Here is a 22390-nt window from a genome sequence, read left to right on the forward strand (position 1 = left end):
TTGCCGTATTGATGCCAGATCGAACCGCAGCTTCTATGGAAGAATCGATTAAACGGATATCTTCGTTATTCCCAAAAGAAGCATTTAAAACAGCCACTGTAGACCGTGGAAAAGAATTTGCGTGTTATGAGGAGATTGAGAGTGAACTCCCAATACAGGTGTATTTTGCCGACCCTTACTCTTCCTGGCAACGAGGCAGTAATGAAAACGCAAATGGCCTCTTGCGTGAGTTTTTCCCAAAAGGAACAGACCTAGCCAAGGTGCTTGACAAGGAATTAAATCATGCTTTACACCTTATTAACCAAAGACCAAGGAAATGTTTAAATTGGAAAACTGCACACGAAGCGTTTTATGAGGAAGTGTCGCACTTAGATTGACAAACCGTCATTTGAAAAAGGATCTGTTGAGATCCCTTTTTTCTTTGGAAGAGTGGTTGAGAATGTCACTTTTTTTAAAACAGAAGTTTTCTACTAATGGCAGGAATTTAAACTGTCTAAATAGATAGTGGCAAAACATTATATTTCCTAGGTTTTCCTAAGGAATGGACGGTCCTTTTTAATGTGAAATCGCACTTTTAAAAAGCACCCTAAATTTCTCTCTATCTTCTGATGTAAATGGTTTTGGTCCCTTTGTACGCTTTCCGCTTTTTCGAGCCATTGCACTTAAATAACGCGTTTGGAGTAATTGGTCAATGTTTTCATTTGTATAGCTATATCCAGTATGGTGAAGTACCTTACACGCTTTTGCTAAGCCTAGCGAAGCAAGACCATAATCCTGCGTAACAATTAAATCTCCTTTTTCTGCTAACTTCATAATCCGATAATCCGCAGCATCTGCTCCAGAATCCACATAAATTGTTTCCACTCCTGATGGTTTTTCCGCATTGGAAAAATGTGAAAAGCTTGTAACAAGGATAACAGGAATACCGACATTAGTACCTTCAGAGATAATAATATCTTTTACCGGACAGGCATCTGCATCCACATAAATTTTCATCTTATCCCTCCCATTAATAAGTTTGAGTTGATGATAATGGCAGCTTTAGCTTTTGTCAAACGGTAAAGATGCTTTATCTTAAATTACTTTAAAGTGATTTTTACTATCCAAGACTGAATTTTTCTTATCTTGGTAATGCTATTTTTCTTTTGAATGCATATAATTTTGCACCTGATTTCATTTATATTTTCCTTGTTATCCTTTTTGCTTTCGGTTTGATTTATTCAATTAAATCGATAAATAAAAATCGAGTGCTTTCTATAATATCTATTTTTTTTAATGCTATAAGTTTTTTGATTATGTTTGCTATATATTTAATGGGACCTCCAGTATAATGATTCCACTAACGGCTGCAGAGTTGGATTATTGTCAGTTGCTTCAGTTTGTTCTTGTTCCACTCCCTCAGTTAAACACGATTTTCTCTCGAATGCTCGCTAATTTCGCAGGATTTCATAACCTCTGGGCATCACCCTAAGAAGAATGACACTTTATTACGGTAAAATTACAGTTCTTTAACAAATTGCAGGAAAAGACAGTATTTCCAAACTGGTGGCGAATTTTATAGGTATAGAAAAATAGGGGGCAATATCTGAAGCTAATTGGGGGGACTAAATATGTTAGAATTTGAAACCAATATCGATCAATTTGCCACTATAAAAGTAATTGGGGTTGGTGGCGGTGGAAATAATGCCGTAAACCGGATGATTGAAAGCGGCGTGCAGGGAGTGGAGTTCATTGCCGTGAATACAGATGCGCAGGCTCTCAACATGTCAAAAGCGGAGGTCACGATGCAAATCGGCGGTTCGCTGACCAGGGGCCTGGGGGCCGGTGCCAATCCTGATATCGGCAGAAAGGCTGTCGAGGAAAGCAGGCAGCAGATCAGGGATGCCCTGCAAGGTGCGGACATGGTGTTCGTAACGGCCGGAATGGGCGGCGGAACCGGGACCGGAGCTGCGCCGGAGATTGCCCATATCGCGCGCGAACTTGGCGCACTTACAATCGGGGTAGTGACTCGTCCGTTCACATTTGAAGGCCGCAAGCGGGCACAAAATGCGGCAGCTGGAATTGAAGAGATGAAGAAAGCCGTTAATACATTAATCATCATTCCAAACCAGCGATTGCTGGCAATCGTCGAAAAGAAAACGCCGATGATAGAAGCCTTTCGTGAGGCAGACAATGTCCTCAGGCAGGGTGTTCAGGGCATTTCTGACTTGATCGCCGTGCCAGGCTTGATTAACCTGGACTTTGCTGACGTGAAAACGATCATGTCAAACAATGGGACGGCGCTTATGGGCATCGGAGTGGCTTCAGGCGAAGACCGTGCTGCGGAAGCTGCCAAAAAGGCCATCTCCTCGCCGCTGCTTGAAACAAGCATCAATGGCGCGAAAGGAGTGTTGATGAACATCACAGGAGGCATGAACCTCAGTTTGTATGAAGTCCAGGAAGCGGCCGATATTGTGGCGGCTGCAACAGATGACCAGCTTAACATGATTTTTGGATCGGTCATCAATGAAAACCTGAATAAAGAAATCATGGTGACCGTAATTGCGACCGGCTTCGATCATGATGCGGAGGAAGCTCCGCCGTCGAACACATCGCGCCGTCCTGGAGACATGATTGCCAATTCCCGTGAGCAATACCAGGCTCAGTCGAGACAGCGAGAACCTGTTGTCCATGCAGAATCGTGGAATGACGGCCAAGCCCAAAACTACAGCCCGTCCGGCAGCTACAGTCAATCTAGCAGCTACGGCCAGTCCGGAAATTACAGCCAGCCGCCTGCCTACGAAGATCGCGCGAATTACGAACGGGGTACCCAGCAGCAAGACGACTCGCTTGATATTCCATCGTTCTTGCGGAAGCGAAGCAGAAGGCGGTAAACCAACGAACAAAAAGGCCAAATCATTTGCGATTTGGCCTTTTAAAACAGATAAAAACAAACGTTAATTCCGCCATTTTAATGGGTGGATTTAATTAAAAGGAAGGTTAAATAATGTGAAGAAATGACTTAAAGAAACGGTGGCGATTGCTGAACAAGGCAGTCGCTTTTTATGTTATTTCCACAGAAAGGTTTTATAAAGAATAATAATTTTAAGGTTAGTAGAGGTTCAGAATATACGAGGGAAAAATAACCTTCTCTTTATTGGTAATCCGACACGATTCGTATTGTTTTTACTTTTTTTGATTTTTAAGGAAAAATCAGTTGACACTGAAAATAAATTTATGATATTATTAAAAATTTGATAAAAAATAATATATATGTTAAGGTTAAGAAGGTTACCAAATATGGAGGGGATTATTTGTTTCAAATTGGCGATAACATTGTTTATCCAATGCACGGAGTAGGTATAATTAAAGCCATTGAAGAAAAGGAAATCTCAGGGGAAAAACAACAGTATTATGTCATAAAGATGTTAATCGGTAATATGCAAGTCATGATTCCTACGGGTAAAATATTGAGTTCAAGTATACGCCCTGTTACTGACATAATTGCATTAAAAAACATCATAAACAATTTTCAGCATGGAGAATCAGATAGATTGCTGCCGTGGAAACAAAGGTATAAAGTGAACATGGACAAAATAAAAACGGGTAAAATACAAGAATGTACTGAAGTTGTACGTGATTTAATGCGTATGAAGAAAGAAAAAGCGCTTAATACAAGCGAAAAAAAGATGTTAGATAACGCACATGAATTTTTGATTGGTGAACTGGGATTAATTAAAGGAATTACTGAAAATCAAATACAAAGTTTCTGTTAAGATTAATTTAAGATAATGTATTACATCTCCCGGAACGAATTTTTTGGGAATACGTGTATTATTTAAGATAAATCTTTTCCAAGACATTCAACTTCTCCAACTACCTTTAGAGCATTAACCTCTTTTGTTATTTCTACAATCTAATCCATTTTTATTATTTAAATTTCCATTACGAACGTTTGAAGTTTCATCAAATAACTCGATAAAATAATCACTTGATTTTTGCAATCCTGATTCACACTGGCACGGACAAGGAGCCGTAAGGATGAAAGAGAGGTAGGGCTTTCATTGTTTTAGGTATACAATATATTATTTAAGTCATTATTTGTAGAAGAAGAAAAAACAATGAATCTCATCTTTATCTTTAAGGATTTTTTACATCTACTGAGACAGTGAATAGTAATTGTTTATTTTCTTGACAAAATGAGAAAACGAATTCGTAACACCATATGGTCAACTACAAAAATGGTTCCCAGATCAGGAAACCATTTTTTATTTTATTTACATAACAATAGTAAAGATTACTGGTGATGGTTTTAAATCCTTTGATGAAGGGCAACGCGTACTATTTGATATTTTAAAAGGACAACGTGGACAAAAGGTGAAGTGATTAATTTTCAACTTTTAAAACTACTTCTTAATTAGAATTGGCAATCACCACTATAGAAAAAAGAAGGGATTACAAAAGAAAATATATTTGCTATCCGACTTGATAATCGAAAAGAGGAAAGGTTTTTGATTTCCTTCATCTTTACAGATGGTACATCGCTGATTGATATAGGAGCAACTCTTGCCAAAAAGTTTCACGCATTGGCAAGAAAAAAGAGCCCACAGGAAGTGTACATTTTGTACAAAACCTTAGGCTCTTTCTAATGTGGAAGTCCCTGGAAACACATTTGAAAACAACCGGGGAATTACCTGCGGACCTATTTGGACTGGGCAGCAAGCCAATCCAGGATAGTTGTTGTTTTCCCATTGATTGTGTCTGTAGGTATATTATTGTAAACGTATATCCATGACCAGTGCCCGTTGTACACATACGGTGTGCCATCGGCGTTTTTGTATAAACCTGAGGTATCATGAACATCATCAAAAAGTGATAGGTGAACATTGGTTGCGCCAGCTTGCACTAAACGGTTAAATGTAGGAACAGTGTTTAGCGCTGGCGGCAAGGTTGTATCCGTTTTTGCAGCAGTGAACCATGTTGGTGTTTGTTTCATTTTTTGGATGTCGGCATTACTAATTAACGAATCCCCTAGTCCTTCACAAGTTGGGAAGGCAGCTGCAAAGTACTCCGGATAGTCTCTAGTCAAGAGCATCGTCATATATCCACCGTTGGAATCCCCGCCGACATAAATTCTGCTTGGATCAATGTCTTTGTTATTTGCAACATAATCCTTAATCAAGGACATGAGGGCATTCTCATATTTTGAGGTTCCATCTGCCCTTCCGGTAAAACCATCCATCCAGAAAGTAAGGGCCTGAGGTGCTAAAACATAGGCTCCTTCAAAATAGGATTGGGTTTCTTTGGAGGCGAAGCTATCTGCTTTATTTGCGGAAATTGGAATCGTTGCATCTGTGCCGCCTTCTCCGCCTCCATGCAGCCAAATAATTAATGGATTTTTATGATTATCTTTTGCCGGTGTAAAATCTGCATATGTTAATGTAGTATTATCATAGGTTGAGGATCCAGTATTAAAATCATCCACAAGTACTCTCGTCCCACCTGCAAATGTATCGACAACCAGCCCTGAAACAGCTCCTGCACTCGTATTAATGTTTTTTTGCTGTGTAATCGTATATTTGTTATCAACCCAATCATTAAATCCTGTTACTCTAAAATCATAATTTAGTGCCGCACCCAAGGAATCATTTGGTGCGATTTTCATTTCCAAAACGGCGTATTTCCCCATTTCCACTGCAGGCTTTCCGTCTTTATTGGAAACATATGCGTTTGTAACGATTCGGTCGCCCGCCCCTAAAAACGGATTGGCTAACCTTTTATCATATCTCTCAACATTTACTTTGAATGTATCAGTTGTTATTGAACCCTGGGGAACTGGCCTTCCTAAATCAACGATTACTTTCGTAACGGTTGCACCCCAATCTTCAATTTCGGTTACGGTCCGATAAGATGTTGGTTGTGTTGGCAGTTCCTTAGCGAAAACACCCGTGTTTAAAGACAATGTCGTTGCTGCTACAAACCCAGCCAGCATCATCGATTTTGCCCATTTTTTTGATCTTTTTGCCATTTCATTGCCTCCTTTTATTATGCAAAGCTTTTTAAATCACTTTGAAAATGACAACTTAGTTTTCTACTAAACATGCTTATTGGCCGAATTTAGACAGTCTGTCCAATTGCACATCAGGACCGTTACTATTATCGGTTTCAACCGTCATATCATGAACGACTGTAAATTCCAAAGTCTCTCTGAAATCTTTAGAGGAGGATCCGATATGAATTTGGTAGGTCCCTTTTTCCACAATCCAAGAGGAGGTGGCTTCATCAAAGGAAGCGATATCCCTTAGATCAAGGAAGAAGTTAACGGTTTCCTTTTGACCAGGTTTTAATTCTCGGGTTTTTGTGAAGCCTTTAAGCTCTATGGCCGGTTTCTCCAATTTGCCATCAGGTGCACTTACATATAATTGTGGTGCCTCTTTTCCTGAAACGGAGCCCGAGTTTGTCACTTTAAAGGATACTTTGATTTTGTTTGTTAAGTTATCTTTGTTAAGTTTGAAATCACTATAATCAAAGGTCGTATAAGATAATCCGTAACCAAACTCATAGGCAGTTGGAACCTTAAACGTAGAATAGTAGCGGTATCCTACATAAATATCTTCGCTGTATTTCACTAAATTTGGGTTACCGTCAGAACTAGGGAAGTTCTTATAGCTCGGTGCATCCTCTAAACGAACCGGAAATGTTTCAGGAAGTTTACCTGACGGATTTGCTTTTCCGGAAAGTACATCTGTAAGGGCATTTCCGGCTTCCATCCCTGGCTGCCAGGATAATAAGATGGAATCGGCATAGTCTCTCCAGCTTACAGTGTTAAATGGCGCCCCCACATTTAAGACCACAACAACTTTTTTATTGACAGCGTGATACGCAGAAGAAACATTTTTAATCAGCTCTAATTCTTTGGCTGTTGGTTCAAAGGTTAATGCATTTCCATCCGCTCCTTCCCCGGATCCTCTTGCAATCAACACAACGCCAATATCAGAATTCTTTGCCATAGAAACTGCATCTTCAGCCGTTAAGTTTTCATTGATTTCTGCACCGTTGGCGTTCGTATAAACAGGAGTATATCCTCCATTTTTCAGTCCTTCCGGAAGCTGTACGGAAAGTGTTGGAGTCACATAAGCGCTGCCGGTTCCCATTAGGAACATTTTAGTAGCAGCATTGTCTGTTGTACACGCGGAAATAGGAGTACCAAATCCGCAGCTGGGCATTGTATAGGAGTTGCCAACGATTCCAACCTTCTTTACCTTATTATTAAACGGAAGCGCCTTATTTTCATTTTTTAGCAAAACCATGCCTTCAGGAGCTGCTTTTCGTGATAGTGCAGCATCCGCTTCAGCAAGATCAACACTTACGCTTTGTTTCGTGTTATCAACGGTACTTAATTTATTGAAAGTAGGAGACTTAACCACTAAAGTAAGAATATTCTCGATAGCACTGTCGAGTTTTTCCTCTGGAAGTGAACCATCTAAAAGGGCTGCTTTTACCGCTGCTTTACCTGCCGCATTCAAGCTGGGCATTGATAAATCATTTCCGCCTTTTAGCATAGCAATGCCGTTTTGTTTCGTTCCGCCCCAGTCGGACATCACCATGCCATTAAAGCCCCAGTCACCTCTTAAAACATCATTTAGCAGCCAGGAATTATGGGCAGAGAAAGGGCCGTTAATAGAATTATAGGAGCTCATAACTGTCCAGGGATGGGCTTGTTTGACAACCCGCTCGAATCCGGCTAGATAAATTTCCCTTAATGCCCGTTCAGAAATGATTTCATTGACAGACTGTCTATTGGTTTCCTGGTTATTAGCAGCAAAATGTTTCATACTGACACCAATACCCTGGTCCTGCACACCATTTGTAAACTGAGTCGCCATTTCACCGCTTAAGTAAGGATCTTCTGAATAATATTCGAAGTTTCTTCCGCCCCTTGGATCTCTGTGAATATTCAATGCTGGTCCTAAAATAACATCAACACCATAATCAAGTGTCTCTTTTCCCATTGCACTGGAAACCTGGTACATTAAATCCTTGTTGAAACTAGAAGCAAGCGCACTTGGAATAGGAAAGCCCGTTGTGGATTTATTAGCAGTTGCTCCAAAGCGAAGCCCTGCAGGTCCATCAGCAAAGGTTAACTTTGGAATGCCAAGGCGCGGAATAGGAAAGGTACCACCTGCTGCACCAGTTACGGCAGCTCCGGCACCTCCAATCAAATCAATCTTTTCGTCAAGAGTCATTGCCTTAATTACAGCTGGTATAGAAGATTGATCTACTAATATCGGTGTTTGTTCTTGTACAGCACCATCTTGAGTGCTGCTATTGTCTGCAACCACGGCTGTTGAATTTACTTGGGATGATGTCTGCCCTTCAGCAAACACACTTCCCGATCCTGCGGAAGATAGCAGCATAAGGCTTAGCATAGATGTACTTAGAACCTTGTAATAACTCTTCATTCCAACTGACTCCTCCTTTTCAATGAAAGCCCTTACAAGGTAAGGTTAACATGTTAATTGTAATTATATAAGTTGTAACTTGTAGCATAAAATTGTTATTTTCTAGATTAATTTGCTATTTTGTGAAAATTCAATATATTTAGCGGAGGAAAGTTTTTGAGAGTGACCTTTCCACATTTATAAGGAGATAAAGAGTAATTCAAAAACTTAAAATCTATTATTGAAATAAAGGGATTTTTGATTGGAATGAAACCCATAAGTATATGATTACTTTAAAATACAATAAAGGGACAAATCATATTAAGGCATTCCGAAGCAACTTTCTTTTAAAGCGCTGATAAATGGTGATTGGATTGAGATAGATAAAAACATATTGGAAATAAAGTGCTTGTTTTTAAATCATTCGGGGATGGAGAACATTTTTTAACAGGAGGACTCTCTGTTGAGGAGGCTAACATAGTAAGTTTTGACCTTGTTTAGATTGACATTATTTCTACAGAAACGGGTTATTGTTCTAAAACTACTGTGTTCATTAATAAAGACTATTTAGATATTGAGTTTGTCGGTGAAACATATGATGAGAATATAGATCGCTAGTTTCTTGTTTCGCTAATTGGTGGATGAGATAAAGTACTGACGGGATTCAGCTAACGGGGGCTTATGTGGAGTAAAGGAGTTGCTGAGGAAGCTTTTTTTGCTTGTTGTAAAATAGGGGAAGTCTAGTTTAATAAGAAAAGGATTTTGCAGTATTTAACACGAAATTAAAGGGGGAGGATAAGCAAGCGAAAATGTATTAATTTGGATTACGGAATTGAGGAGTGATTTATATGACTCAAGTAAAAGATATTCTATCTGACCAGTTCTTAGCGAATGCCAATGATGCGAGTTGGTACAGACCATTTTCAGAATCTGTGGAGAATTTAACAGAAGAACAAGCATGGTGGAAGCCAAATGAAAATTGTCACAGTATAGCTGAGATAGTACAGCATTTAATATATTGGAATCAAAGCTGGCAGACTAGGTACATTAATTGCAGCATAGATGCCGCTCCTTCAATTAAAGATAATAAAGAGAGCTTTAAAATAGCCCAAAATACTACCTTTAATGATTTAAAGGAAATGTTGCTTAATGTTCTTTTAAAGTGGGATGGCTTATTAACCACTGAGAAAATAGAAAGTGATGTTATCGGTTTTTCGGTAAAGGCTAAATGGTGGCAGATTCTAGGGAATTCAACTACCCATAACGCCTATCATATTGGTCAAATAATATTTATCAGGAAACTTCAAGACAGTTGGAAAATAGATAAGTAAGAAGTACTAGCGTTGATTCAGAAAGGATCGCCGCTTCTTTATTGAACACTTAATTCAGCAAACGTGGCAGTTTAATTTAATTGAAATAATTCCCAATCTTTATTTCATTGTGTTACGATAAATTCTCCACTTTTATGCTCTTTATAGAGTGTTGTCCTTTTCCTCTACAAAAAAGGATCCCCACCATAAGGAAGGGGATTCACAGGTTTATCGTTTTGTCTTGGTTTTCTCTCAACCGCTTAACATCTTCTTTAGGTGGTAAACCAAACATACGCGAATATTCACGGCTAAATTGTGATGGACTTTCATAGCCAACCCGGAAGGCAACATCTGCTGCATCTGCTGATTCGGATAATAACAAATTCCGAGCTTCTTGTAGTCTCAGTTGTTTTTGGAATTGGATGGGGCTCATTGCTGTTACCTCTTTAAAGTGACGATGTAGGGAAGAAACACTCATATTTGCTATGTCCGCAAGTTCCTCAATCTTAAAAGACTTTTCATAGTTATTCAGGATATGTTCAATCACGTCACTGATTTGATTAGTAAAACTTCCTTCTATTGCTATTTGTTTGAGCATTCCTCCATGTTCTCCTTGCAGAACTCTATAGATGATTTCTTTCCTAATTAGAGGAGCAAGTACCGGGATATCCTTAGGATTATCCAGGAGTCGAGCTAATCTGGTTACCGCGTCTAACAGAGGTAGCTCTATTTTGCTGACATACAAACCTCGTTTAGCATTTTCCTTCTTTTCAACTCCCATTTGGAATTCACGTAACACTTCTAATATTTCACTCGGGGTAAATTCAATTTTTAGAGCCAGATAAGGAATTTCGGAAGAGGCTTCCGTGACTTGTCCGGAAATTGGCAGGTTTACGGATGCAACAAGGTAATCGGCAGGACCGTACCTGAAGCGCTCCTGTGAAAGAAGTACCTCCTTCATCCCTTGAACGACAATACATAAGGAAGGCTTGTGAACTCCGTAATTTGGTCCGGTATCATTAGAGTAACGGGAGAAAAACAAAGACCGAAAAGCAGTCATTTGAGTTCCATCCCGCCCTGTGTGACCCTCTATGATTTTGGCGAGTTCAACTCTTTGTCTATATAATTGTTCAAACATAAAATCCTCCTATGTTTTCATCATCCGTGATGGTCCCATTATAAAGCTAATTCACTTTGTGCGTAAATGGTTGTGAGAGGATTATGTAATCATTTGACACGATTGTGATACCAGCAGGTATTTCAATTGTTGCATAATAAGGATGCAAGTTATGTTTTCAGATGCCCTAGTAGCAGGTAAACAGTAATATCGATTTCTGTCGTCGTTTTTAAATGAATATTGGGAATAGCAACTAACTCCACTGAAACTTTCAAATTGCATGATCAAATAAAAGAAAGGAAGATAAAATATGCATAAGCGAAAATTAGGAAATAGCGGCTTAGAAGTTTCTGCTATAGGTCTTGGCTGTATGGGAATGAGTCATGGTTATGGTCCGGCATCGGACAAGAAAGAAATGGTCTCGCTGATTCATGCAGCAATTGATCGAGGCGTTACTTTCTTCGACACCGCCGAAGTTTATGGGCCATATGTGAATGAGGAGTTGGTAGGTGAAGCGCTTAAACCTTTCAAGGGAAAAGTAGTCATTGCCACTAAGTTTGGTATCCAAATGGAAAATGGCAAGCAGGTGCTTGACAGTAAGCCGGAGACCATTCGGAAATCAGTTGAAGGTTCGCTAAACCGCCTAAAAGTTGACACAATTGATCTCTACTATCAGCATCGAGTTGATCCAAATGTCCCGATCGAGGAAGTAGCCGGAGTTGTACAAGACCTAATCAAGGAAGGTAAGGTTAAGCATTGGGGACTTTCTGAAGCAGGTGTTGAAACGATTCGCCGCGCACATGAAGTTCAGCCTTTGACCGCGATTCAAAGTGAATACTCTATGATGTGGAGAAGTCCTGAAGACCAACTGCTGCCTACCCTTGAAGAACTTGGAATAGGCTTTGTGCCGTTCAGCCCGCTGGGCAAGGGCTTCCTTACCGGAAAAATTGATAAAAATACTGCATTCGATAGCTCCGACTTTCGCAGTATTGTTCCGCGCTTCAAACCGGAAAATATAGAAGCTAATCAGATATTGGTCCAACTAATAAAGAAGATTGCCGTAGGGAAAGATGCTTCAGAGGCTCAAATCGCACTAGCATGGGTACTTGCTCAGAAGCCATGGATTGTTCCGATTCCCGGTACAAGGAAGCTGGAACGTCTGGAAGAAAATCTTGGCACAGTGGAAGTTGAGCTGACTCCAGAAGAACTTCATGATTTGAACGACGCACTCTCAAAGATTGAAATTTCGGGAGAGCGCTATCCGGCAGAATACGCAAATAGAGTGGGTAAATAAAAGACTCTTCAAAATTGAATAAACAGGAGGAATTTTTTATGCAAAAAGTTATTTTAAACAATGGTGTTGAAATGCCGATTCTCGGTTTTGGTGTTTATCAAATTCAGGATGAAAAAGAATGTGAACAAGTTGTTTATGAAGCTATTATGGCAGGCTATCGTTTGATTGACACAGCTGCTTCCTATCTTAATGAAGAAGCAGTCGGAAGAGCTATCAAACGTAGTGGTGTAGCAAGAGAGGAATTGTTTATTACTACGAAATTATGGGTTCAGGATACAGGCTATGAACACACAAAGAAAGCATTTGAAAAATCGCTGGAAAGACTGCAACTGGATTATTTAGATTTGTACTTAATTCATCAGCCATTTGGCGATGTTTACGGTTCATGGCGTGCGATGGAGGAATTGTACCACGATGGAAAGATTAGAGCAATTGGCGTTAGCAACTTCTATCCGGATCGTCTGACTGATTTCATTATTCATAATGAAGTTGTTCCTGCTGTAAACCAAGTTGAAACGCATCCTTTCAACCAACAAATAGAAAGTGCTAAATTGATGAAAGAGAACAATGTTCAAATCGAGTCCTGGGGACCGTTTGCTGAAGGAAAAAATAACATGTTCCAAAACGAAATTTTAGTATCAATCGCCGAAAAACATAATAAATCCGTTGCCCAGGTTATTCTACGATGGTTGACACAAAGAGGAGTCGTTGCGATTCCGAAGTCGGTACGCAAGGAAAGAATCATTGAAAACTTCAATATCTTTGACTTTGAATTAAGCCAAGAAGATATGGAGAAAATTACAGCATTAGACACGAAGGAAAGCTTGTTCTTTTCACATCAAGACCCTGAAATGGTGAAATGGATCGGGACCCGTAAACTTGATATTTAAAGCTCTCTAGCTAATTGCTTTTTTTCTGTGATAATACATTTACATTTTCACTTCAAAGATAACTGCCTGTTTTTGCTTATTTTAAAGCTGCGGCGGTGACTCTTTTTCTTGTTCAGCTAATGGATTCTTTCAATAAAGAGTTAGGGTTCCTTGCAAACGATTTCAATAAATGTTATTCTATATACGAATTATTTTTGTTCGGTGTAAAGGATCGGATTAGTAAACACTTTTCGTCTTGATGATCACTGAGAGCAAGAATAGTAACATTGCATGTGCAAACACATTAGGAGGCAACAAACATGGAAAAAGGTAAAGTAAAATGGTTTAATGGCGAAAAAGGCTTTGGATTCATCGAACGTGAAGGTGGAGAAGACGTTTTCGTTCATTTCTCAGCGATCCAAGGCGAAGGGTACAAAACATTAGAAGAAGGTCAAGAAGTGACTTTTGATGTTGAGCAAGGACAACGTGGAGCTCAAGCAGCTAACGTTCGTAAGGCTTAATTATTATTGCAAACAACAGGACAGGCTCATTTTTTGAGTCTGTTTTTTATTTTTTTTAACAAAACAAAAACAAAAATCCCACTCACTAATGAGTGGGATCAGAAAACAGTAAATCAAATGGTAACCACATTGTAACATAAAATTTGTAGGTTTCCTAATACTTCCTAAACTGAAGTATCTGCTAAATATAGAATCTAACGAAAAAGTGATTTTAACTTAACCTTGGGTGCTTTACTTCAAGATGGGATTACTGTGGTGAGCTCATCTTTTAGTTCAACTAAATGTTAGTTTTATTAAAGAAGGTTTTAGAGAAGAAGAAGTGATAAAAGTACTTTTTAATCAAAATAGACTGCCTTCATTTAGCAGCCTTTGTATATCTATGTTATTTACCATTAGCAATAATTTTTATGTCTACCTTTTTCTCTATATTGTTCAGTGAAATTTGATTTAATAAAATCTCACGTTTATTTTCTTCAATCATTTTATCCAATGTTCTGCTAATCCTTTTTTTCATGATGTCCCTCTTTTCTGATACTGATGTTATTGTAACAGAAATGTCGCAATTTGTCGAACGAATACAAGGTATTGTAGAAATATTGAAATTCGTTAGTGGTCTTCAACTATTCGCATTGTTTGTTTTTCACCCAATAAAAAAGCATCCGATTATTCGGACGCATACTTTATTATCCCATGTAAGAAAACAGAGTAATCTCGCTGTACACATTCTCTTATTTTGATTTTTCCTTCTCTTTCTAACTCTCCAGCCAATTCTACAATCTTTTTTTCATCTTCTTTGGTATCCTTTGGAATCTCTGTTGAAAATAAATTACCTCGACTAGAATTGTGAAGTTTTTTTAATAATACTGCTTTATTCATTGGGTCATCCCCTTTATTTATTATTTTCGACATAAGGTAGGTTTTTTCCTTTGAATAAAAATTATTTTCAAGTCTAAACGCATCTTAATCATAAGCGCTTTTGTTTAAAGGTTATTTTTCTTTCATTAATTCTTCTTCAAAGAAAAAGGTATTTGGGTATTCGTTTACAGTGTAAGAGTACCTTTTCATATTTTTTACATACTGATATTTAAAAATTGTTACCGATTCACCGGACGTTCTAATATTTACTTCATCACCAATAGTAAACAGATTATTCCTCATTCTATCGTCCTCTCTAGTATTGTGGAATTTTGTTTTCGACCTTTTTTATGGATAAATTATAACTTTAGTTTGACAGAAGCTTTCCATTTTATCCAGCTTTACAAAATAGTATTAGTCACATACACTCAAGATTGAAAATTGCTTTTCTTATTCAGATAACAGTTGCAGTCGGAAGTTGAAGCCACCAAAAGCGAATGGTATTAAAAATTAAAATGAATACTATAAGATATTTTCTAGAATAGCTCGCATAGGAGAATATGCCCTTTGTGTAGAAAGATAAGATGAAGGAAGGGAGAAATTTATGTACTTCGCGAAGGGTTTTCCAAGTACAGACTTCGCAGTACTTATTCAGGTTGATAATGATTTCTTGGCTCATTAGAAAAAGGAAAGCTTGCCAAAGTAAAACTTTTAACATTGAGCAAGTTAGCCGTGGGGCACAAGATGATAACTTTTATAAAAATGATAATCATTAGCAGACTCTTTTTTATGGTAAAAAAACAAGTATCCCTACACACGAATGAGTAGGGAATATGAAAACAGTAAATCAAATGGTACACCAACTGTAACACATAATTACGGGAAATCCTAATTTTTTAAAAAGTGGAAATTTAAGTACTTAATCCATGTGCTGGTTCTGGCTACTAAGTGGCTCCAATTAAATGATAATCCATTTTTTGAACAAACAAGCGATGTACCTGTAGATTTTCTTTCTTACTTTAAGACTTAGTAGGATGGAACCAATATTCAAAAAGGCAACCATCTTCGGATGATTGCCCTTCAAATGGAGCCTTTAAGCTTTTATTTCATTCCTAGAGCCTTTTTTGTGGCGGGTCCGACTACTCCGTCGGCGTTAAGTTTATTCGCTTTTTGGAATTTCTTGACGGCTGCGTCTGTAGCCGGGCCGAATGCTCCATCAATCCCCATTGTGCTATAGCCCTTGCTTGTAAGGATCTGCTGCAGTTTCCTTACTTCAGCACCCTTCATGCCCTTTTTCAGGACAGTGCTGGAAGGGACTGTTGCCACAGGAACGGATGTCCCTCCCGTAACTTTATATCCGTTAGCGGAAGCGATGGAATTAAAGGAGCTTTTAGACGTTGTGATGATAACAGGCGTATTCACTTTTACCTGATTAAAAAGCCATTCCACTTCATTATCGTACATCCGGATACAGCCGCCACTCACATATCCGCCGATTGATTGGGGATTATTGTTGCCGTGGATAGCATAGGTAGTTCCCCAAGTCCCTCTCGCATTTAGCCCAATCCATCTGTTGCCAAGAGGATTCCTTGGGTCGCCCCCGGGAATTTTCCCGCTGTAATAAGGGCGATTCTTAATTTTGTTGACTACTTTGAACTTTCCCTCCGGCGTATAAGAAGGTTGCCGTCCAGTCCCCACCTTAAATGTGTTTACCAGTTTATTATTTTGATAATAAGCCAGTTGGTTGTTCGACTTATTGATAATAATAAATTCACCGCCTGCAGCCAGTGCTGGTGCCGCAAAGAACACCATGGATACAAGAAGCATAAAACTTATAATGATCCTTTTCATTTCCCATCCCCCTTGATTTCAAAAACTGTTTTATCTTTTGCAAGCGCAGTATGCTGAAAGGTTTTTGTTTCAAAAACAAGCTGCGGACATGCTTTATTTAAAACCTTTTGTTTTTACACTCTAATAAACGTATCTATTTCATAATAGTTACATATTTTACATTTATATGGTAATTAATTATTTCTTGTATTTATGACAAAAGACTCATATTTTTGTCGTTATTTGGAATGGTGAGCAATCGCGCAAATATAAATGGAGGAAAATTTTACATGTTTTAAATGAGTAGAAAAATAAACGGTGTAAAAGAGCCTTGCATATACTGAATACTGGATAAAAGTGTGAGGTGTTGGAACAAATGATTACCGTTAACATTGGAAGTAATAGGTTTCGCTTCCCAGTAACCCTTGAAGAATATTTTCAGCCATTCCGCTCACATGTCATTGGGATAAACCAAGAATTTGATTCTCCCTTTGGAAAAAAGAAAATCATTTATGCTGACTGGACAGCAAGCGGACGTTTATATCAGCCAATCGAACAAAAGATATCCGGGGAATTTGGAGCTTTTATGGCGAATACCCATACAGAGTCGAATATAACGAGTTTAATGATGACTGGGCTATATAAGCAGTCAAAAAAGATTATTAGGGAACATGTTAATGCAGATAATCATGATGTCGTAATCCTTGACGGTTTTGGGATGACATCGGTGGTGAATAAACTACAACGAATTTTAGGGTTAAGAGTTCCTGAGATGTGGAGAAACCACCTCAAACCTCCAGAACGGGAAAGACCGGTCATTTTCATCACCCATATGGAACATCATTCAAACCAAACATCCTGGCTCGAAACACTTGGAAAAGTCGTTATGGTAAATCCGGATAGGGAAGGAAGGGTGGACCTAAATCATTTAGAACAACTGCTTTATGTTTATAAGGATCATCCACTGAAAATAGGTTCCTTTACAGCATGTTCGAATGTTACAGGAATACAAACCCCTTATCACAAGCTTGCCAAGCTTATGCATCAACATGGAGGACTTTGTTTTGTTGATTTTGCGGCATCAGCACCATATGTCCAGATCAATATGCATCCGGAAGATCCTCAAGAGAAACTCGATGCGATATTTTTCTCACCACATAAGTTTTTAGGAGGGCCAGGGACAAGTGGGGTTTTAGTTTTTGATTCGAGGATTTACGCAAATAAAGTACCAGATCACCCTGGCGGTGGAACCGTGTTATGGACTAATCCTTGGGGGGAACACAAATATTTCGATGACATAGAAATGCGGGAAGATGGGGGAACTCCGGGGATTCTACAGTCCATTCGGATAGCTCTTTGTTTGAATTTGAAAAGTAAAATGGGGATTAATAATATTTTAAACAGAGAAAAAGAACAACTTAACCTTTTATTTTCCCATTTAGAAAATTTACCAAATGTCCAAATATTAGCTGGGGAAATTAAAGATAGAATCGGCATAGTCTCTTTTTATATTGAAACCATTCATTATAATTTAATCGTTCGTCTTCTAAACGATAGATATGGTATTCAGGTAAGAGGGGGGTGTTCATGTGCTGGAACGTATGGTCATTATCTGTTGAATATTGATAAAACGACTTCCAAACAAATTACTGAAAAAATTAATGATGGAGATATCTCCACTAAACCAGGTTGGGTGCGATTTTCAGTACACCCCATTATGACAGATGAAGATATACTCATTTTTATTCGCGCGTTAGGGGAAATAATAGAAAACATTGATGAGTGGAAAAAGGACTACGTTTATGATCCAGCAAGTAATGATTATTTTTATATCCACCACCTTCGTGAAGATATGTCGCCATTTTTTCGATTAAAATGATTTTATATTTGCTGCTCTATATATAGATTTAGCGGATGCCTTCTGCCATACGTTTACTCAAGTTCAAGAGTCCGCCTGCATAGGGCTATCCGCTTCACTTATTGTTAACGTTTTTCAATATAGTTTACGACATCACCGACCGTTTGAAGGGTCAAGGCAACTTTGTCACTAATTTCGATCGCAAATTCATCTTCAATTTCCATCGTCAGGTTCACCATATCAAGCGAATCTGCTTCGAAGTCTTCTTTGAATGACGCGTCCAATTTAATATTCTCCATTTTTACACCTAGTTGGTCTGCAATAAGGGGCTTTAACTTTTCAAATGTGGTCATCGGGGTATCCTCCTAAGTAGTTCATAACCATCATTATAACAATCTAATTATGAACATAAAACATAAAAATATTACAAATATAAGGTAAGTAGCAGACTAAATGGAAGTTAGGATGCACTCTCGCTTTTGATACTAAAACACTTGGTTTATGGTGCTCTTTAAATAAACGTCTCTATCCTACGGCCAATAAGTCACATTTTTTTTGGGGGACTAGCAGGGCATGTAAGTTGAACATGGAATAGCCTTGATCCCTAGAGAATATAACTTTAATGAAACATGATGAAAATGAGAATTGGTCAGCTAACGGAGAACGAATGTTCAAACCACCTGACTGTTTGGGTTCCTATGTGACGCATTGGTTAGGAAATTATTCGTTCGAAAGGGGTTTTTTGATGGTTTTATTGATGATTGAAGTATCTGTTGTGCTATTAATAGGGATAGGATGCCTACATGTCTACTGGGCTTTCGGGGGAACATGGGGCGGTAACATTGTTTTGCCTAAAGGTACAAAAATGGAGCAACAACCAGTTTTTATTCCTAGCAAAATGGCAACGCTGGCTGTCGCGTTTCTTTTATTTCTCGCTGCTTTGCTCCTTATCTTACAAGGGGGACTATTCATGGCGGCTCAGCCGAACTTATTGGTCAATGGGGGATGCTGGGCATGTATCACTGCTTTCGGGTTTAGAGCGGTTGGGGATTTCAAGTACTTCGGTTTGTTCAAAAAAGTACGGAATTCACGTTTCTCCCATTACGATACTTATTTATTTACACCACTTTCCGCTTGGTTTTGTTTCAGCTTTTATGCTGCCATTCAAATAGTGGGATGAAAAGTGAACATTGGTAGTTAATATAGGAAATGACTTTTCGAAGCGCTTGACAACAAGGTCTATTACAGCCACTCTCAAGAGAGGGTTGTGATAGAAAAATGATAATGAATGTACCCAAATAGTGTGCTAATGGCCAACAAGATTTGAGAATAGAGGCTTGTCTGGCTTGTTTAAAGAATAGCACAAACAAATAATTAATTTAACTATAATTAGAGGTTATTGAATGAAGTTATATAGACTTAAAAGGCAGTTTAATGGATATAAAAAAGGAACACAGTTTTACTTGATTAGTGAATCAGAATTCATAGGGGTTAAAGAGTTTGTATTGAGAACGGAAGATTTAACGAATAGGATATCGATTAATGAAAGCGAAATTCTTAAGTATTTTACTTTCATCAAAGAAGTCTTTTAACGAACCAATGCCCCTTCTAAGAAGTTTTTGATGATAACGGGTGTTGTCTGCTCAGAAACAAAAAAGCAAATAAAAAAGACCGCAATAAACGGTCAATTTTCTGCCCTTAAAGATACTTCTTTAATGTTTCTTGCAATGTGCCTTTAGTTTCAGCATTTTTTTCAAAACGGATTCCCGCATGAACCATTTTTCTTACTAGGTCAGGTCTGAGTCCAGTAAGAGTGACTTTGCAGCCCATCATAGAGACACCAGCCAATATTTTTTCCAAATAATCAATGACATCCATTTCCATCATTGCTATTCCCGAAAGGTCCATAACTAGGGTCTGAATTCTGGATTCTGCTACATCGTTTAAAACTTTTTCCTCAATTATTTTAATCCTGTATGAGTCAATTGTGCCAATCAAAGGCAGGACGGAAACAGATCCACTTACAGGAATAATTGGAACCGACAAATGCTCCACCATTTCTCTTTGTTTAAGAAGCATTTCATCTTTGGAATTTGAGTAACTAAGGAAAAAACTGTTAAGGAATTGGTCCACCCTGTCATTTATTAGTTTTTCGAGTTCATAATATTCTGAGCGTTCTCTTGTTATACCCTTTGTTTCATCGATTGAACCTATAATCTGCCACAAAGTTCTTCGGATGGCTTGTACCCATTCTAACTTTAATGCAAGTGTTAAAGAGTGAGTCGCCCAGGCAATTCCCTCCTGATTAGCAAAAGAGACTAATTCTGCATCTTTTTGTTCAACTACATAAAAAATCAATCTCCTGGCATTTTTTAATAAATCAATGTTTCCCTTATTTAAAATGTCTTTAATTTTTCCTGAAACGTTTATTGCTTCAGATAGAAGCATATTCTCGAATATTTCACTGTTTTCGTTTATGTAAGTTTTTATTTCTTCCCTTAATATGAGCTTTGTTTCCATTTTCTTGCCCCCTAAATTGTTACATCATATTTATATGATAACCATAATATATACCCAGTAAGTAGATATTAAAACTTAATCGAATTTAAATTTTTTTCATCCACTAACTAGGTATATATAAGAAGAACCCTAGTTATTATGACTCATATTGATTTAAATAAAAACTCTTGGTGGATTATCTTCTAGGAAAACCCTTTTCCTTTATAGAAATTAAATGAGGAAGCATCTTGCCATATAGTTAGGAGGGGAAGAGAAATGCAAATATTATTGATTCGTCACGGGGAATCAGAAGATGATTTCTTAGAGGAGAATTACAGTGGTTCTACTGATTTGTCCTTAACCCTCAATGGGCTTATACAAGTTGAGAAAATGTCACAACGAATTTTAAAAGAGTTTCCACCCGATTTTATATGGAGCAGTACCTTAAAAAGAGCTAGTGAAACTGCCGAGATCTTATCTAATACTATCGGTTGTTCTGTTAAATATATAGATCACTTAAAAGAGCAACAGGAAGCAGAAAGTAATCTAGACTTTAGGCTGCGGGGGGAAACCGTTCTTTCATTTATTAAGGAAAACAGTGATGAATATACTAGAATTGCAGTTATCACTCACGGTGGGATGATAACTAAAATTATTGAAAGCTTTCTCCAGTTACCCACTGAAAATAATAAATGGTTCCACACGAATAATACAGGTATTCATTTTTTGGATTATTACAAAGGACTACAAATTATAAAGTTTGCTAATAGTACATCTCACTTAGACTAATGAGGGGCGTTTATCCTTAAAAATAAATGCCCTTTTTTGCTTAAAAATAGGAAGTTTTCTAATTTATTGAATCATTCTTTACTAAAAAGTTTACAAATTCTTTTATAATTGGACGGTTTGCTGTTTCGTTAAGTATAGAAAGATAAATCCTTCTTTGGAAAGGTTTAAATCCTTCTATCATTTGCACCCTGTTTGCTTTCACAGCTGGGGCCGCGGCCAGTTTTGAAACAAAACTTATCCCTATACCAGCTTCAACCGCAGCAATAACTCCTTCTGTACTTCCAATTGAAAAGGATGTATTGAAATCCTCCATTGAAAAGCCATTAGAAGCAAAGTACTCCTCCATTACTAACCTTGTTCCGGATCCTTCTTCTCTTAAAACAAGGTCGTATTTTTTTAGTTTGCTAAAATCCAATTCATCTCCTTTAGAGAATGAAAATTCGTTTGGAGTTATGCATACCAGGGAATCAGTAGCAATCGGATTAAATGTCATTTTGCCTGATAACTGCTGCAAGCCAACTATTCCAATATCAATTTGATGGTCAAGCAGCTTATTTAAAATTTTTGTTGAGTCGCTAATTTCTATTGTAATTTTTACCTTTGGATAAAGATTGCGAAAGTTCTTAATCCAGCTGGGTAGGAGGTATGTGCCTGGAATGGTGCTTGCACCGATAGCCAAGGTCCCTGTTAAAGTATCGTGAAATCCTTTCAAATCATCGTTTAGCTGAACCCATCTCTGTATAATATCTTTTGCTGCATGATATACCAGGTTCCCTTGTAAAGTAGGTTGAATGCCAGAATGTCCTCGATCAAAAAGTTCAATCCCCAGCTCTTCTTCCAGACTCTTTACCTTCAAACTAATGGCAGGCTGTGAGCTTTTTAATGCGATCGCAGCCTCCGAGAAGCTTTTCTTTTCCAAAACTGTAATAAACGCCTCTAGTTTTTTAAAATTCATAATTTCTAAATCTCCCTGGTATTTATTCTTATAAGTCATTATTAACAAATGAATGGATGCCATATCATAACTT

At 38.0% G+C, this 22390-nt stretch carries 22 protein-coding genes; 11 read left to right on the plus strand and 11 right to left on the minus strand.

Annotated elements, in window-relative coordinates:
- A partial coding sequence (locus AC3WR0_RS14790) for an IS30 family transposase (RefSeq protein WP_492553033.1) occupies positions 1–377 on the plus strand: 377 nt, incomplete at its 5' end.
- 178 nt (positions 378–555) lie between these two features.
- Here the strand turns inward: AC3WR0_RS14790 and AC3WR0_RS14795 are convergent.
- On the minus strand, positions 556–996 hold the full coding sequence (locus tag AC3WR0_RS14795; protein ID WP_492553034.1) for a YaiI/YqxD family protein: 441 nt from the start codon (positions 994–996) through the stop codon (positions 556–558).
- A 614-nt stretch (positions 997–1610) separates the two neighbouring features.
- Here AC3WR0_RS14795 and ftsZ point away from each other — a divergent pair.
- Together ftsZ and AC3WR0_RS14805 are read left to right on the plus strand one after the other, a co-directional pair.
- The gene (gene ftsZ / locus AC3WR0_RS14800) at positions 1611–2873 is read left to right on the plus strand and encodes a cell division protein FtsZ (protein ID WP_492553035.1); all 1263 of its coding nucleotides are present in this window, start codon (positions 1611–1613) and stop codon (positions 2871–2873) included.
- A gap of 453 nt (positions 2874–3326) precedes the next feature.
- The gene (locus tag AC3WR0_RS14805; protein ID WP_492553117.1) at positions 3327–3755 is read left to right on the plus strand and encodes a CarD family transcriptional regulator; all 429 of its coding nucleotides are present in this window, start codon (positions 3327–3329) and stop codon (positions 3753–3755) included.
- A gap of 926 nt (positions 3756–4681) precedes the next feature.
- Here AC3WR0_RS14805 and AC3WR0_RS14810 read toward each other — a convergent pair.
- Entirely contained in the window at positions 4682–6007 is a 1326-nt protein-coding gene (locus AC3WR0_RS14810; RefSeq protein WP_492553036.1) for a prolyl oligopeptidase family serine peptidase, read from the minus strand.
- 76 nt (positions 6008–6083) lie between these two features.
- A complete protein-coding gene (locus AC3WR0_RS14815) occupies positions 6084–8441 on the minus strand; it encodes a glycoside hydrolase family 3 C-terminal domain-containing protein (protein WP_492553037.1) in 2358 nt (785 codons plus the stop codon).
- Between the two features lie 827 nt (positions 8442–9268).
- On the opposite strand from AC3WR0_RS14815, the gene AC3WR0_RS14820 reads away from it, so the two are divergent.
- On the plus strand, positions 9269–9751 hold the full coding sequence (locus AC3WR0_RS14820; protein WP_492553038.1) for a DinB family protein: 483 nt from the start codon (positions 9269–9271) through the stop codon (positions 9749–9751).
- A 199-nt stretch (positions 9752–9950) separates the two neighbouring features.
- On the opposite strand, the gene AC3WR0_RS14825 is transcribed toward AC3WR0_RS14820, so the two are convergent.
- Positions 9951–10868, minus strand: coding sequence for an AraC family transcriptional regulator (locus AC3WR0_RS14825; protein WP_492553039.1), 918 nt, complete (start codon positions 10866–10868; stop codon positions 9951–9953).
- 289 nt (positions 10869–11157) lie between these two features.
- Between AC3WR0_RS14825 and AC3WR0_RS14830 the strand changes: the two genes are divergently transcribed.
- From AC3WR0_RS14830 to AC3WR0_RS14840, 3 genes are all read left to right on the plus strand, one after another.
- Positions 11158–12141: an aldo/keto reductase gene (locus AC3WR0_RS14830; protein ID WP_492553040.1), complete on the plus strand. Its 984-nt coding sequence runs from the start codon at positions 11158–11160 to the stop codon at positions 12139–12141.
- Between the two features lie 38 nt (positions 12142–12179).
- A complete protein-coding gene (locus tag AC3WR0_RS14835) occupies positions 12180–13031 on the plus strand; it encodes an aldo/keto reductase (RefSeq protein WP_492553041.1) in 852 nt (283 codons plus the stop codon).
- Positions 13032–13330: 299 nt separating this feature from the next.
- On the plus strand, positions 13331–13531 hold the full coding sequence (locus AC3WR0_RS14840; protein ID WP_027322326.1) for a cold-shock protein: 201 nt from the start codon (positions 13331–13333) through the stop codon (positions 13529–13531).
- Positions 13532–13913: 382 nt separating this feature from the next.
- Here the strand turns inward: AC3WR0_RS14840 and AC3WR0_RS14845 are convergent, their stop codons facing one another.
- The 4 genes from AC3WR0_RS14845 to AC3WR0_RS14860 form a co-directional block, all read right to left on the minus strand.
- Positions 13914–14045, minus strand: coding sequence for a hypothetical protein (locus AC3WR0_RS14845; protein WP_492553042.1), 132 nt, complete (start codon positions 14043–14045; stop codon positions 13914–13916).
- A 149-nt stretch (positions 14046–14194) separates the two neighbouring features.
- Complete coding sequence (locus AC3WR0_RS14850) at positions 14195–14407, minus strand: hypothetical protein (RefSeq protein ID WP_027322325.1); 213 nt, start codon at positions 14405–14407, stop codon at positions 14195–14197.
- 111 nt (positions 14408–14518) lie between these two features.
- Complete coding sequence (locus tag AC3WR0_RS14855; protein ID WP_196814332.1) at positions 14519–14689, minus strand: hypothetical protein; 171 nt, start codon at positions 14687–14689, stop codon at positions 14519–14521.
- 798 nt (positions 14690–15487) lie between these two features.
- Complete coding sequence (locus tag AC3WR0_RS14860) at positions 15488–16237, minus strand: L,D-transpeptidase family protein (RefSeq protein WP_492553043.1); 750 nt, start codon at positions 16235–16237, stop codon at positions 15488–15490.
- Between the two features lie 355 nt (positions 16238–16592).
- Here AC3WR0_RS14860 and AC3WR0_RS14865 point away from each other — a divergent pair, with 355 nt between their 5' ends.
- Positions 16593–18095: an aminotransferase class V-fold PLP-dependent enzyme gene (locus AC3WR0_RS14865; RefSeq protein ID WP_492553044.1), complete on the plus strand. Its 1503-nt coding sequence runs from the start codon at positions 16593–16595 to the stop codon at positions 18093–18095.
- A 104-nt stretch (positions 18096–18199) separates the two neighbouring features.
- On the opposite strand, the gene acpP is transcribed toward AC3WR0_RS14865, so the two are convergent.
- Complete coding sequence (gene acpP / locus AC3WR0_RS14870) at positions 18200–18427, minus strand: acyl carrier protein (RefSeq protein ID WP_027322322.1); 228 nt, start codon at positions 18425–18427, stop codon at positions 18200–18202.
- A gap of 269 nt (positions 18428–18696) precedes the next feature.
- Between acpP and AC3WR0_RS14875 the strand changes: the two genes are divergently transcribed.
- Together AC3WR0_RS14875 and AC3WR0_RS14880 are read left to right on the plus strand one after the other, a co-directional pair.
- Complete coding sequence (locus AC3WR0_RS14875; RefSeq protein ID WP_492553045.1) at positions 18697–19254, plus strand: DUF3995 domain-containing protein; 558 nt, start codon at positions 18697–18699, stop codon at positions 19252–19254.
- Between the two features lie 223 nt (positions 19255–19477).
- The gene (locus AC3WR0_RS14880; RefSeq protein ID WP_027322320.1) at positions 19478–19666 is read left to right on the plus strand and encodes a hypothetical protein; all 189 of its coding nucleotides are present in this window, start codon (positions 19478–19480) and stop codon (positions 19664–19666) included.
- A 106-nt stretch (positions 19667–19772) separates the two neighbouring features.
- Here the strand turns inward: AC3WR0_RS14880 and AC3WR0_RS14885 are convergent, their stop codons facing one another.
- A complete protein-coding gene (locus tag AC3WR0_RS14885) occupies positions 19773–20594 on the minus strand; it encodes an STAS domain-containing protein (RefSeq protein WP_492553046.1) in 822 nt (273 codons plus the stop codon).
- A 255-nt stretch (positions 20595–20849) separates the two neighbouring features.
- Here AC3WR0_RS14885 and AC3WR0_RS14890 point away from each other — a divergent pair, with 255 nt between their 5' ends.
- Positions 20850–21362, plus strand: a complete 513-nt coding sequence (locus tag AC3WR0_RS14890; RefSeq protein ID WP_492553047.1) for a histidine phosphatase family protein — start codon at positions 20850–20852, stop codon at positions 21360–21362.
- A 58-nt stretch (positions 21363–21420) separates the two neighbouring features.
- Here AC3WR0_RS14890 and AC3WR0_RS14895 read toward each other — a convergent pair whose 3' ends face one another.
- The gene (locus AC3WR0_RS14895) at positions 21421–22317 is read right to left on the minus strand and encodes a selenium metabolism-associated LysR family transcriptional regulator (protein ID WP_492553048.1); all 897 of its coding nucleotides are present in this window, start codon (positions 22315–22317) and stop codon (positions 21421–21423) included.
- Positions 22318–22390: the final 73 nt, after the last annotated feature.

It is taken from the genome of Neobacillus sp. FW104-15D2, assembly GCF_058790155.1.

What these genes read in the sequence shown, in the direction of transcription:
- AC3WR0_RS14795 (WP_492553034.1), bottom strand. Translation starts at nt 996, where the DNA reads ATGAAAATTTATGTGGATGCAGATGCCTGTCCGGTAAAAGATATTATT.
- ftsZ (WP_492553035.1), top strand. Translation starts at nt 1,611, where the DNA reads ATGTTAGAATTTGAAACCAATATCGATCAATTTGCCACTATAAAAGTA.
- AC3WR0_RS14805 (WP_492553117.1), top strand. Translation starts at nt 3,327, where the DNA reads ATGCACGGAGTAGGTATAATTAAAGCCATTGAAGAAAAGGAAATCTCA.
- AC3WR0_RS14810 (WP_492553036.1), bottom strand. Translation starts at nt 6,007, where the DNA reads ATGGCAAAAAGATCAAAAAAATGGGCAAAATCGATGATGCTGGCTGGG.
- AC3WR0_RS14815 (WP_492553037.1), bottom strand. Translation starts at nt 8,441, where the DNA reads ATGAAGAGTTATTACAAGGTTCTAAGTACATCTATGCTAAGCCTTATG.
- AC3WR0_RS14820 (WP_492553038.1), top strand. Translation starts at nt 9,269, where the DNA reads ATGACTCAAGTAAAAGATATTCTATCTGACCAGTTCTTAGCGAATGCC.
- AC3WR0_RS14825 (WP_492553039.1), bottom strand. Translation starts at nt 10,868, where the DNA reads ATGTTTGAACAATTATATAGACAAAGAGTTGAACTCGCCAAAATCATA.
- AC3WR0_RS14830 (WP_492553040.1), top strand. Translation starts at nt 11,158, where the DNA reads ATGCATAAGCGAAAATTAGGAAATAGCGGCTTAGAAGTTTCTGCTATA.
- AC3WR0_RS14835 (WP_492553041.1), top strand. Translation starts at nt 12,180, where the DNA reads ATGCAAAAAGTTATTTTAAACAATGGTGTTGAAATGCCGATTCTCGGT.
- AC3WR0_RS14840 (WP_027322326.1), top strand. Translation starts at nt 13,331, where the DNA reads ATGGAAAAAGGTAAAGTAAAATGGTTTAATGGCGAAAAAGGCTTTGGA.
- AC3WR0_RS14845 (WP_492553042.1), bottom strand. Translation starts at nt 14,045, where the DNA reads ATGAAAAAAAGGATTAGCAGAACATTGGATAAAATGATTGAAGAAAAT.
- AC3WR0_RS14850 (WP_027322325.1), bottom strand. Translation starts at nt 14,407, where the DNA reads ATGAATAAAGCAGTATTATTAAAAAAACTTCACAATTCTAGTCGAGGT.
- AC3WR0_RS14855 (WP_196814332.1), bottom strand. Translation starts at nt 14,689, where the DNA reads ATGAGGAATAATCTGTTTACTATTGGTGATGAAGTAAATATTAGAACG.
- AC3WR0_RS14860 (WP_492553043.1), bottom strand. Translation starts at nt 16,237, where the DNA reads ATGAAAAGGATCATTATAAGTTTTATGCTTCTTGTATCCATGGTGTTC.
- AC3WR0_RS14865 (WP_492553044.1), top strand. Translation starts at nt 16,593, where the DNA reads ATGATTACCGTTAACATTGGAAGTAATAGGTTTCGCTTCCCAGTAACC.
- acpP (WP_027322322.1), bottom strand. Translation starts at nt 18,427, where the DNA reads ATGACCACATTTGAAAAGTTAAAGCCCCTTATTGCAGACCAACTAGGT.
- AC3WR0_RS14875 (WP_492553045.1), top strand. Translation starts at nt 18,697, where the DNA reads ATGAAACATGATGAAAATGAGAATTGGTCAGCTAACGGAGAACGAATG.
- AC3WR0_RS14880 (WP_027322320.1), top strand. Translation starts at nt 19,478, where the DNA reads ATGAAGTTATATAGACTTAAAAGGCAGTTTAATGGATATAAAAAAGGA.
- AC3WR0_RS14885 (WP_492553046.1), bottom strand. Translation starts at nt 20,594, where the DNA reads ATGGAAACAAAGCTCATATTAAGGGAAGAAATAAAAACTTACATAAAC.
- AC3WR0_RS14890 (WP_492553047.1), top strand. Translation starts at nt 20,850, where the DNA reads ATGCAAATATTATTGATTCGTCACGGGGAATCAGAAGATGATTTCTTA.
- AC3WR0_RS14895 (WP_492553048.1), bottom strand. Translation starts at nt 22,317, where the DNA reads ATGAATTTTAAAAAACTAGAGGCGTTTATTACAGTTTTGGAAAAGAAA.